Raw genomic sequence first — 11,551 nt, 5'->3', positions numbered from 1 at the left:
ACAGGCTCGGACCTTGGATCACAAACGCATTGAGGTGATATGCGAAGATAGCCTTGACGACAAAGTCCCCATGTGAGCGGGGTGGATCGGAAGGCAAAGACCCGCCGTCAGAGGCGGCCGGCATCCGCCGCGGCGGGCCTAGAAGGAAAGTGCCGCCCACACCGCGCCACCGGGAAGGGCCACCGACAAACCGCGCTGCCGGCAAGGGCAGCGGCCCGTCACAGCCCAAAGGTCTGCCTGCTCCGAGGGGCGAAGCCGTATGGTCGAGACCGCCTGAGCTTGCCGAAGAAAAGCGGGCTCGGTTCACGAGCACCTGGTGCGCGCCAAGGCGCGCGGGCGCCTTCAAATCACTTGGCAGGCAAGAGTCTCATGCCTGTTTTGTCAGGCCCCACGAGTTCCATGTGGCTCAAGCCGAGGGTCGGCCTATGCCAGCTCGTAGATCGTGACGATGGTTGGGATTTCTGCCGCCATTTTCAAGTGCGGACCTGGATCACTGTCCGGTCGCTTTCGATATCCGCCACCTTGAGGGGCGGGCAGACGCCTCGGCCGCAGGCGTCTGCCCGCGGATAGGCGTACCGCTCGCAAGGTGTGCCGCGCAGTACGGATGCCCGGCACAGCTGGCGGGTGGTGCCGAATCTTGCCAGAGGCATGGAACTGACAGGCGTCAACCAGCTTTGGGTCAGTAACGGTTGGCCAAGGCCAGCCTTTTAATAACATCTCGCAGACCAGTTTCTTCCTGACACGGCGCACAATGGCAAGATAGAGAATATCCCCGTACCCCGTACCCGCAACACACGTCTGTGATACCTGCCAACCCTCGCGGCCAAAAGCGCGCCAATTCGGAGATAGTCATAGCGGCACATCTGTTCAATTCCTGGAGAGATTTGCGGCACATGGGCTGTCATTTTTTGAATGACTTCGATGACGCTGGACCGCCAAGTGTCTGCCTACTGTTGACTGCCCGTCACATCCCGCAAGGCTTCTTGAAAAATCAAGTTCAATGTGTTGCTGCCCAATCTTGCGTTCAGGCTCAGTCCAGAAGCTGCCGGATTGAATCGGAGGGCAGGTGCAGGCCCTGAGCTTTTTTGGTGGGGCGTCGTCAAGGCCCTGTGGCCTAACGACCCGCGATGTCTCATGTCGGCCATAGCCGGCGCGAACTATTGATGAGCTGGAGAATGCGGCAGTTCGCGCCTCTGCCGGCCACGCGTTCGAATATGCCGAGTGGAAAACGGGCCAAAGTCCATTCTGATTACCATGTCGAAGTCCACAAGACTTTCTATTCCGTGCCCAATCAGCTGATCGGCCGCTCGTTGAGGTCCGGCTCACTCACCGGGTGGTCGAGATCTTCTATGATCACCAGCGCGTCGCCTGCCAAGTCGCGTGCCGGTCGTACGATGGCTTGCGTTGTCTATGCATCGCACTTCTCAAAAGCTTCCTGATCCACCGGCCAGACGCGACGTTCAACATCGCACGGTCGACCAGCGAATCACGATCGCTGGATCGATGCGCGATGCACTCAAGCCGGAGCACCAGCATAACCGATTCAACCAGCACCTCGTTCCTGAAAGCATTTCGTGAATAACGTGCGTCCCAACGGTCACGGCGGAAAACGACGTTATAGGGTGCTGGCATTGCAGAAAAGGCTTTCGATAAGGACCTCTCTGCTGTCACCAATGTCGTCTCCATTGAAATAGAGGATCGCGCCAGTGCCGTCCTTTTCACGGAAGCCCATAAAGGTCCTGACACCAGGATCGCTGCCAGTGTGTCCCCAAACAACATCACCATTTTCAAGGATGAATTTGTGCCAGCAGAGGGGGCGACCGTCATGGACTTGAGAGAGCATCAGGTTGATGGTTGACTCTTTCAGCAAGTGATTTCCGCCTCGGTTTCCATAGGTGGCGAGAAAGAGCGACAGTTCCTCAATGCTCGTGCGCGCTAGTCCCTCCATATAGGTGGGGTAACTGTAGAGGCAAAGCTGCGTGCGCCCCCCCGGCGTAAGCTCATCAATTGTCAAGCCAGGAACTGCAAATCGGGAGGAAAATGCTTGCCCGCTCCCGCCCCTGCTATAGAGAACTGCATGCCGGTCAATATTAATATCGCGCACATACCAGCCAGTGCTGTTCATGCCCAAGGGGGTGAAGATGTGTTCGGCGCAATAATCGGGAAATCGCGCGCCAGTCACGCACTCGACGAGGTGGCCGAGCAGGCCATAAGCAACATTGCAATACCCGCCGGGGTGATCTGGTTCGAGTTGGCCGGGCGCCCACCCGTGGAAATTGTCGTTGGCGTCAAAATAGACCCCTCCTAGCGTTAGGTATGCCTCAAGCCAGTCCCCAAGAGTAACCGTCGGATCGCCGCATGCGTAGCTGTCGTGGTACGACTTACCGTCCCGGATTGACGAGCGATGATTCAAGAGCCGCCGCGCCGTGATGGCCACCGATGGGTGTTTCGGATTGACGACCTGATAGGGAAGATACCTACCTACATGCTCATCGAGGTCAATTAACCCTTGCTCCCAAAGCTGCATCACGGCTGTTGCCGTAATAGTCTTCGACACGGAGCCGATATTCATGATGGTTTTGGGCGTCATCGGAACGTTGCGTGTCACATCTGCCCATCCATAACCCTTCGCCCAAACAAGCCTGCCATCTTGCACGATCCCAACTGCCGAGCCTGGAATCGAAAATTCCTTGAGCTTGCCCTCGATAATCGAATCAATAGATAATTGCATAGATCTTACTCCTTCACGAGAATCGCCTAATCCTAAAAGGACGCCTCTATGGAAATCGAGGTACCGAAATCGCCGCCGAGGAGGTGCCAGCGGTTTACCAAAACGCTCATCCTCCCTCTGCGATTCGGCTCTTTAATTGGTCAGTTGATTCTAAAATGCCGCGGCGGTTTACGTCAAATTCAGTCTGTGTATTGCGGCCATCTGGTTTTCAGATGAAACTCAGATTGCCGAAGGGCCGGAATTCGTCGCCCTAGCACAGCATCCCGGCGCTAAAGCACCGGCATCTCTGAATCGCGGTTGTCGAGGCTGGTCACTCACGGCATGCGGCGGCTTCACATTTGGGGGGTCGGTTTCGTTCGTCGTGATCCTGATGAGGAACTATCGAAAGACCGAGAGCTGGCGCGCCCAAGGTCAGCGGCGGCCATCGCTATTCCAAGCTCGACCCGCACTGTGCGTTCCTGCTTGGCCTTTTGGCCGCGAAGGATGGCATCACCATGCCAGAGGTTGCCGCTGAACTGGCCGCTGCTGCAGGCGTCCAGATTCCCCCGCCTCAATCTCGCGCTGGCTCATCAGGAATGTCAAAAAACGCTGCTGGCCAGCGAGCAAGATCGTCCCGACATCAGCAGGGCGCGGCAGGAGTGGCAGACCAGGCGCCAGCCGCGGATGCGATTGAGCCGCACCGGCAGATGTTCATCGACGAAACCGGACCCTCTACGAAGACGACACGCCCGGGCGACCGCTGCCTGAAGGGCCAACGCACCTAGTCGGTCTTGCCGAGGAGTTCGCCTATCTGGCGATCGTGCTACAGCCGCAAAGTCATCGGCTGGGCAATGGCAACCCATCTCAAGTCCGAGCTGGCGATCGCTGCGCTCGCTCGACCAAGCGATTGCGGTCCGCCGACCTCCGCCGGGCAGCGTCATCCACCACAGTGATCGCTCCGCCTAAGACGGATTCAAATGGTCGTCGCAACACCGATTTTGTGTTCACTCATGGCAGCAAGTCGTCAAGCGCCTCTGCCGGCGTTTTTCAGCCCAGCGTCTTTCTCGGCCGGGCATTGAGGGCTGCTGCAACAGCGGCGATCTCGTCGGCGCTGTGGATGCTCAGGTCGGTGCCTTTCGGGAAGTACTGACCTAGGAGCCCGTTGGTATTTTCGTTCGTGCCGCGCTGCCATGGACTTTGCGGGTCGCAGAAGTAGACCTGGACGCCCGCATCGATCTTGAGACGATCGTGCTGGGCCATTTCCGCTCCCTGATGCCAGGTCAGCGAACGACGCAGTTCTTCGGGCAAGGTGATGATGGTGCGCGTAATCGCGTCACGCACGGCTTCAGCTCCGTGTCCCGCAAGAGCAGGGCCGTTCTTCATGCGCGGAGCTTCGCCATGCCCCGCGAGCCGGGAAGATGAAGCAGCATCGTGAAGCGCGTCATACGCTCGACCAGCGTGCCGATCGCCTAGCTGCCAAGACCGAGAATGAGGTCTCCCTCCCAGTGACCCGGCACCGCGCGATCGGCCGCTTCGGCGGGGCGTTGACTGATCATAATCTCCGGCGAGACAAAGCTCTTACCTCGCCTGCGTACGCGCGCCCTGGGGACCCGCAATACGCGCCCCGTTCGCAAGTAGGCCGTCAGTTCGCGGCGTAGCGCGCCCCGCCCCTGAACAGAGAGTGCTTGACAGATGGCTTCGTGGCTGATGCGCATCGTCTTGTCGTCCGGGAAGTCGATCGGCAAGCGGCGGGCGATCTGCTCCGGGTTCCATGCCTTGCCCCATCGCCGATCCTTTCTTTGTCCATGCCGGCGTCCGTTCCAAGGGACCGCAGGACCAGGAACGGCAGCGCCGCTCGGGGTCAGGACGACGCCGGCCAGTCGCTGCTCCACATAAGTGCGCAAGGTTGTGTTGAGCGCAAGCTTGGTCGGTTTGGGCCGACGGGCCGATCGCTCGGCGTGCCATTGGGCTGTCGATGCACGATACTCCAGGCCGCCGCTGCGCGTCGCGGCATTGCGTCGTAGCTCACGGGAGATGGTCGAGGCGGATCGGCGAAGCCGGCGTCCGATCTCGCGTCTCGAAAGGCCCTGAACGCGAAGAAGTGCGATCACGTTCCGCAAACGAGAGATACCGCTCGGACGCCGGCTTGGTCGAAGATCTGAACATCGCTGGTGGCATGCCGCCTGCCTCTCGGAACAATCTGGTTCCGAGAGGCTGCGACATACTAGCCGCCAGCGCATCATCCTCGCTGGTCATTCCCTGCGCGATCCCCAACCAGAATCGCTGGAGTTCAGATCGCCCCGCTACTGGCTGCCGTCCCGGTGACGGCAACAGAGCTCGTCCAGAACGGTGTGATCGTCGCTTTCGATGCCCATCGCAACCTTCCTTCGTTCCGGTGTTGCGACGCCCGTTTGAATCCGCCACTCTCAGCACTCTACCCGTAAACACTTCATCGCCAGCGCGTGTGATGCCAAGCCGGTTCCCTTCCGGCCGTCGAATGATTGGGTGTCAGACCCATCCAGGCCGAGAAGTGTCGTCCGGATTTGAACAGCTCGGCTCAAGCGTTTTCATCATCAGCAGTGACGCACCGATCAGGCCGACACCAGGGATCTGCGCCAGACGCCGGCTGCACTCGTCAGGTGCGATGCCAAGCCATCAATTTCGCATCGATGCCACCAATTCCTCATGCAACTGCTGATATTCCGACGGTCGCGCGAAGGAGAGCATAGTGAAGGATAAGGTCTGGCCCGCAGGCGACGTCCATCCCATAGCTTTTTTCGCGCCCGGCGATTGCCCATACCGGGAGCAGATTGGTCCGGCCCGAGTGGCTCCGATGCTCTCGCCTGTCGCGAGCGGATATGGACATAACCGTTTCGGCCGCCCATTCTGCCTATCGATGTGATCACGCTCCGCCAATAATTTTATGTGATCGACGCGATCATCATCCGACACAAACTTGTGATATCGTAAACTGGCAGTTTCGTGAGTCGGCGTATTTCCGGCGCCACCACTGGGAACCCCGCACACTCGAAGAGGATGGCTGCAATCTCCGGATGCGCGGCTCTGAGGCTGGTAATGCAAGCGCCGACATCAGCTTCCATCGCGACGACATCGGTCGGCGGCGCAGGAATCTTCAACTCGTCATGCCAGTATTTGCTGCCTTCAATTCCGCCAACCACAACTCTCGGCCTCTCCGTCGGATTGCTGAGCTCAAGCATATCATCGCCGCAAGTGTTAGAGTCATATGTCAGGACGGCAATCTTGGCGGATGGCGGCAGTTGACGGATTAGCGTCGGCAAAAGGAGCATGCTCGACATCGCTACGGGTACTTTTAGAGAAGCGGCTACAACCGCCTGGTATCGGATTAAAAAGCCGCAGTTTGAACTGATGGCGACAGCTCCTCGCTGGACCAACCGCTGGGCCGCTTCAACATAGCCGCGCTCAAGAACCGGATCGGCGCGCGGCGTTCTTCTACCCAGTGTTCCCTCTGCGATTTCCGTTATCACAGGAAAACCAAGGGTCGCCGGATTTTCAATCGCTCCCGGTTCCGTACCCCTCTTAGAGTTGGGCGTCTGCCCTTGATCGGAAGTTAGTATCCCGAGAGATGCTTGGGGTCGTATGTCATGATGTAATGCCCTCAACAGTTGGAAAGCGGCCAACCAGTAGCGGCCTACTCACCGGGTTCACTCTGGATGGGTCTGCCGCATCTCCCCTCGCGACTTAAAGACGTTGCGAACGGCGTTGCTCTAAGCCACTTACGTGCGCTTCGGGTCAGCCACGTTCTGAAGCTGTTGGGATGCCCGCCTCCAATCAGCGCCCACTCCGCGTCGGTCAAGTCGCTTGCGTAGCGGGCGCAACGCCGGCAATGCAAACGGGTGATTTTAGTCCAGAATATCCTGATCTCCGTGGAATCTCGCAAATCCGACGGAATCACAGCCCTCTGAAATAAGCTCTTTTGACACTTAAACGCCTTCTCGCGTTAATGTCGCTTTATAGCGATCGAGGCGAACGTAATTTCAACGATTCAGCGGTCGCGCAAGGAGCGCTAGCCATTCGTCGACTTCGACATAGCCTCCGGATCGAATGCCGCAGACGATGGAAGGGCCAGGCGACCGGTTATCAGTGGAAACGGCCGACGAAGAATCCATCGGATGCAGAATGCCGATAAGATCTCCCTGCTTCACTTCATCCAACATCGAGCAACGAGGTTCGAAAATACCCCGCGCAGGCGATTTCAGTTCATCGGCCGGGCGCCGCGTTTGAAGTGTCTGGCTGGACTTCCGTTGACGGAACACCGGGTAATCGGCTTTTCCCTCGACGAGTCCGAGCGAGATGAGTGCGTTGCGTACTCCGGCTTCGTAGATCGCGAGACTTTCGGCACCAATGGTGCCCCCGCCGAGTTCAGCACAAACGAATACCTTACCCTGATTATGAGCCGAGATATCGAACATTCCAGGCGTATCTGGATGATCCCATACCAAGGTCACGGGTAATTTGAACGCCTCTGCCATTCTGATCGTCTTAGCCATGAGAGCGGGATCTGCAATGGGATGCGTCGTGGTCGAGGGTGGAAAATCCCAAGTTGGACCGAAGCTGTGCAGATCAAACACGGTGTCTGCCATCGGCAACAACAGCCGCGAAACGGCATCCGCAATTCGTTCAGTTACTGACCCATTGGCACGGCCCGGAAACACGCGGTTGAGGTTCAATCCGTCGATCGGCGTATTGCGGGTGAATGCCTGCACGGCCGGTGGATTGAGCACGGGGACGATGATGACCCGCCCACAGGTTTGCGCTTCAGGCAGCCACTCAACAAGCCGTCGCGCAACAAGTGGCCCTTCCAATTCATTGCCATGACATCCGCCAGTGATCAGGAGCCGCGGTCCCTCGCCTTTGTTGAGGCTAAAGACCGAGAGCGAAAGAGCTTCGCAATCGGCGCCTTTCGGAACAACAAGATGCCCTTTGTTCATGCCGGGTCTATCCAGATCACACGTAAGATGTGGTGCTTCGCTCATTGTTTAGCCTATTATCAGTATTCGGGCGACTTGGTGCCGAGTTTGCGTTTCTGCGCTCTGCAAGTATGCAAAAGCTGTTTTCAATTCGCCAATATAATGTCCGGGACAGCACCATCGCATTTTCAGATGGCCAGCTCCCGCTCTGCTGCGCCGCCGCTGCTCCGACGTTACAACGAAGAACTGGAACCGTGGCGAACAGCGAGCCTCCACTGCGCACACCTAGAACCGCAGCGTGCTTGCGCCATACGGGCCAGCCTTGGGATGTCGTCAAGCTTTTGCATATACTTTCCTGTTTCTATCGATACTAAGCAGCATGCCTGCCTGCTACCACGCTAATCTTGAGGGCATGAACGGACTGGCAGTTTCCGTGCCCGACATTCTGCACGATGCCGAGCTCTCGCAAGAAAACGGTGAAGGCGGCCGATCCACTTGCAGATCGATGTGCAGGTTCGCGATCTGCGCCTAAAACGAAGACGCCGGGCCCTAGATGGGGTAACGGGCCTCTGGCGCCGCGGCCAGACTTTCGGTCTAGGCGGTCGTCCCTCACAATGATGGCGTGAACGGCGTCATGGCCGCAGCCAGCGCCAAACATCAAGGTGAGACGACCGTGGATTATTATGCCGGGATTGATGTGTCATTGGAATGCTCGAGTGTCTGTGTGGTTGATGGGCAGGGCAAGATCGTGCGGGAAGCGACGGTGGCGAGCGAGCCGGAGGCGCTGATCGCCTGGTTTGCGGCGCTCGAAGTACCGCTTGCGCGGATTGGCCTGGAGGCAGGCCCGCTGTCGCAATGGCCATTTGCCGGGCTGCAGGCGTCCGGCCTGGCAGTGGAGCTTCTCGAGACGCGCCACGTGCGCGACGCCTTCAAGGAAGACGGATCGCAAAGATGCGCGCGGCATTGCACAGCTCATGCGGCTTGGCTGGTTTCGCCCGGTGCACTGCAAGTCACTGCCGGCACAGGAGGTCCGCGCCCTGCTGACCACGCGCAAGCTCCTGCAGTCGAAGCGGCACGATGTCGAGATGAGCATCCGCGGGGTCTTGCGCGGCTTTGGCCTGAAGGTTGGCCCGACGACGCCGAAGACGTTTGAGCGGCGGGTTCGCGAACTGGTCGCCCATCATGACACGCTGCAGCAGATTGCTGAGGCTCTTCTCAAGACCCGAGCGGTGCTGCTGTGCGAGTTCAAGACGATCGAGAAGCGTCTTGTCGGGTTGGCAAGTCGCGATGGGCAGGTGCGCAACCTGATGAGCGTGCCGGGGGTCGGGCTTTGGTAGCGCTGACATTTTCGGCGGCCATCGACGACCCGTCGCGGTTTCGCTCGTCCCGGATGGTGGGCGCCCATTTCGGCCTGACGCCGAGGAAGTACCAGTCTGGTGAGACCGACGTGACGGGGCGCATCTCCAAGGTCGGCGACCATGGGGTGCGTGTGGCGCTCTACGAGGCGGCCAACGTGGTGCTGACGCGACCGGTCAAGGGCTCGGCCTTGAAGTCCTGGGCGCTTGCGGTGGCGAAGCGGGCCGGGATGCGAAAGGCCAAGGTTGCACTTGGGCGCAAGCCGGCGGTGGTTCTGCACCAGATGATGCGCAGCGCTGAGCGCTTTCTGCCGACAGGCCGTCCTGCGGCAGTCGTGTCGTGAAGCGTTCGATGAGAGGATAAGGATAAGGAGGAACACGGCGGGCATCGACACCAGATCCTGCCGTTACGACGTCCCTTGCCGGGACGGTGGACCCGGTTAGGCCGCTAAGACGGGAGCAGCTCGTTTGATGACTGCGCGTCCCTAGATTGGCCAGCCGATCCCGATCAGATCCCATCAGGCAGCGGCCAAAAGCGCCGACTGCGGACAGAAGCAAGACCCCGGCAGCGGACGAAGTTACGAGGGATTGACAAGACGAGGCCCGTTACAGAAGACCGTCTTGTCGGCAATGACATCCGAGGCTCGAGGACCAGCTTCCGCGCGATGTGCCGAGTAGCTGGCGCTGGCCACCACCAGCGCGCGCGATGAGGGCCTTGGTCATGTCGGGCAGCAGGGCGGGCCAATTTAAGGCCATCTCGGCGCTGGATGGCCAGAATATGGATCCGGTATTTGACGCAAGTCAGCAGGTGATCAATCTTCGACTGGACGAAATTACAGAACGTGGCTGTCTGCGCCTGCAAATTCTCCCGTGCGGGCGAGGCTATACGAACCGTCAAACGGGAGGCGACGCTCCGAAATGAGCAAGGTCGCGCGCGCAGGTGCAGATCCAATTTCGCCAGCGACGTTTGCGCCGCTCAAAAACCCGACCTTTCGTTCGATCTGGCTCGCCACACAGGTTTCCAGCCTCGGCTGGTTGGTGCAGACTGTTGCTATCAGCTGGCTGATGGCGACAATCTCGACTTCCGACCTGATGGTTGCGCTGGTCCAGGCTTCATCGAACCTGCCGGCTTTCATTTTGTCCGTGTTCGCCGGGGCTCTGGCCGACAATTTCAGCCGGCGCAGGGTCATGTTTGCCGGCAGATGCCTTATGGTGATAGCCTCTGCGATGTTGACCGCTTTTGTGGCGCTCGGCTTTGTGAGTCCGTGGATGATCCTCGGCTTCAGCTTCTTGATCGCATGCGGCGGCGCTCTCAACGATCCCGCCTGGCAGGCCTCGGTTGGCGATATCGTGGACCGACGCGATGTCCCCCCTGCCGTGACCCTGCTCTCCGTCGGCTTCAACACTGTGCGGACCGTGGGACCGGCGCTCGGCGGCATCGTGGTTGCCTCCTTCGGGCTTCTCACGGCATTTACCCTGACCACCCTCACATATCTGGTTCCTCTTGCTACCATATGGCGCTGCAAGTGGAAGGTTCGCTCCTCCCCTCTTCCGCGCGAGTCAATGAGGACGGCGATCTATGACGGGCTGCGGTTCACGGCGATGTCTTCCGAAATCAAGGCGGCGATCGCTCGCGGGACACTATTTGGCCTGGCGAGCATCGCCATACTCGCCCTGCTGCCGCTGGTTGTCCGCGATCAGTTGGGAGGAGGGCCGCTCGCCTATGGGACGCTCATGGCCGGCTTCGGGACCGGCGCCGTCTTCGCCGGCATCTCCAACAGCACATTCAGACGGAGCTTGTCGCAAGAACGGCTGATGAGGCTCTCCTGCTTCGCCTGCGCGGCATGCTCTCTTTCGACCTTATGCGGCAGCGCAGGCATGTCCAGCCGCGTCGGTGCTCGGAATTGGACGCTCCAGCGCAACCTTCAGAAGCAACGGAGACATTCCGAGCGCCGACCTGGACGGACTACCTTCGCTTAAACCATCGTCTCACCGAAGTAGACAAGGAACTGGACGACCGTGTCTTCCAGTTGCACGCGGGAGAGGAAGCGCCTCAAATGACGCTTTCGATTGAGCGGCCGAGATCGTGTCCCGTGGCGTGGTGTAGCTGACGGCATTGGTCGCCGTGCTGTCCGGCATGGGCCGGGCTGATCAGCGCCACGGCTGGCAGGCTGACCAGGGGATCATCGCTCATCTGGCTGATGGTTTCCAGCGTCATGTATCTGGCCCGCTGCACTGCCCATTCATCGTTTTGTTCGAGCAGGATTGCGCCGACGAGGCGGACGATGGCGTCATCGTTTGGGAAGATTCCGACGACCTCTGTGCGCCGCTTGATCTCGCCGTTGAGGCGCTCGATCGGGTTGGTCGAGTGCAGCTTGGCGCGGTGCTCCTTGGGGAAAGTCATGTAGGCAAGCACGTCGGGCTCGGCGTCGTCCATGATTGTCGCCAGCTTCCTTCGGCCGGATCTGGTCGGCGACGGCGCGCCATTGCGTGCTTGCGCCTCGGGCGTTTCCTGGGCGAAGGCGGTGGCGATGAAA

At 59.4% G+C, this 11,551-nt stretch carries 5 protein-coding genes and 7 pseudogenes; 5 read left to right on the top strand and 7 right to left on the bottom strand.

Annotated features, from left to right (window positions below):
- Positions 1–1,127 precede the first annotated feature (1,127 nt).
- Positions 1,128–1,378, top strand: a pseudogene (locus NKH43_RS35415) (Mu transposase domain-containing protein); the annotation flags it as partial.
- A 237-nt stretch (positions 1,379–1,615) separates the two neighbouring features.
- Here the strand turns inward: NKH43_RS35415 and NKH43_RS34380 are convergent.
- Complete coding sequence (locus NKH43_RS34380; protein ID WP_352861936.1) at positions 1,616–2,731, bottom strand: serine hydrolase domain-containing protein; 1,116 nt, start codon at positions 2,729–2,731, stop codon at positions 1,616–1,618.
- A gap of 803 nt (positions 2,732–3,534) precedes the next feature.
- On the opposite strand from NKH43_RS34380, the pseudogene NKH43_RS34375 reads away from it, so the two are divergent.
- Positions 3,535–3,667: pseudogene (locus NKH43_RS34375) on the top strand (IS3-like element ISMxa1 family transposase); the annotation flags it as partial.
- Between the two features lie 16 nt (positions 3,668–3,683).
- Here the strand turns inward: NKH43_RS34375 and NKH43_RS34370 are convergent.
- The 5 genes and pseudogenes from NKH43_RS34370 to NKH43_RS34350 form a co-directional block, all read right to left on the bottom strand.
- Positions 3,684–5,044 (bottom strand): annotated as a pseudogene (locus NKH43_RS34370) (IS30 family transposase).
- A gap of 111 nt (positions 5,045–5,155) precedes the next feature.
- A pseudogene (locus NKH43_RS34365) lies at positions 5,156–5,381 on the bottom strand (transposase); the annotation flags it as partial.
- A 250-nt stretch (positions 5,382–5,631) separates the two neighbouring features.
- Complete coding sequence (locus tag NKH43_RS34360; protein ID WP_352861935.1) at positions 5,632–6,216, bottom strand: aspartate/glutamate racemase family protein; 585 nt, start codon at positions 6,214–6,216, stop codon at positions 5,632–5,634.
- A 302-nt stretch (positions 6,217–6,518) separates the two neighbouring features.
- Positions 6,519–6,644, bottom strand: a pseudogene (locus tag NKH43_RS34355) (IS5/IS1182 family transposase); the annotation flags it as partial.
- 82 nt (positions 6,645–6,726) lie between these two features.
- Positions 6,727–7,680, bottom strand: coding sequence for a succinylglutamate desuccinylase/aspartoacylase family protein (locus NKH43_RS34350; RefSeq protein WP_352861934.1), 954 nt, complete (start codon positions 7,678–7,680; stop codon positions 6,727–6,729).
- Between the two features lie 652 nt (positions 7,681–8,332).
- On the opposite strand from NKH43_RS34350, the pseudogene NKH43_RS34345 reads away from it, so the two are divergent.
- The 3 genes and pseudogenes from NKH43_RS34345 (at position 8,333) to NKH43_RS35410 (ending at position 11,125) form a co-directional block, all read left to right on the top strand.
- Positions 8,333–9,358: pseudogene (locus tag NKH43_RS34345) on the top strand (IS110 family RNA-guided transposase).
- A 574-nt stretch (positions 9,359–9,932) separates the two neighbouring features.
- Positions 9,933–10,994 (top strand): MFS transporter, encoded by a 1,062-nt coding sequence (locus NKH43_RS34340; protein ID WP_502906539.1) that lies wholly within the window; start codon positions 9,933–9,935, stop codon positions 10,992–10,994.
- Positions 10,877–11,125 (top strand): MFS transporter, encoded by a 249-nt coding sequence (locus tag NKH43_RS35410; RefSeq protein WP_502906538.1) that lies wholly within the window; start codon positions 10,877–10,879, stop codon positions 11,123–11,125. The genes NKH43_RS34340 and NKH43_RS35410 overlap by 118 nt, the downstream gene beginning before the upstream one ends.
- Positions 11,126–11,169: 44 nt before the next feature.
- On the opposite strand, the pseudogene NKH43_RS34335 reads toward NKH43_RS35410, so the two are convergent.
- Positions 11,170–11,551: pseudogene (locus NKH43_RS34335) on the bottom strand (transposase); the annotation flags it as partial.

The sequence above is a fragment of the Mesorhizobium sp. M1163 genome (assembly GCF_040318415.1).
In the GTDB taxonomy this organism is placed as follows: Bacteria; Pseudomonadota; Alphaproteobacteria; order Rhizobiales; family Rhizobiaceae; genus Mesorhizobium.
The sequence above is the reverse complement of the archived record's forward strand: the minus strand, read 5'-3'. Positions and strand labels throughout refer to the sequence as shown.

Bases quoted from the DNA above. Each gene is read 5' to 3' on its own strand.
- NKH43_RS34380 (WP_352861936.1), bottom strand. From the start codon at position 2,731: ATGCAATTATCTATTGATTCGATTATCGAGGGCAAGCTCAAGGAATTT.
- NKH43_RS35410 (WP_502906538.1), top strand. From the start codon at position 10,877: ATGCGGCAGCGCAGGCATGTCCAGCCGCGTCGGTGCTCGGAATTGGAC.
- NKH43_RS34350 (WP_352861934.1), bottom strand. From the start codon at position 7,680: ATGAACAAAGGGCATCTTGTTGTTCCGAAAGGCGCCGATTGCGAAGCT.
- NKH43_RS34340 (WP_502906539.1), top strand. From the start codon at position 9,933: ATGAGCAAGGTCGCGCGCGCAGGTGCAGATCCAATTTCGCCAGCGACG.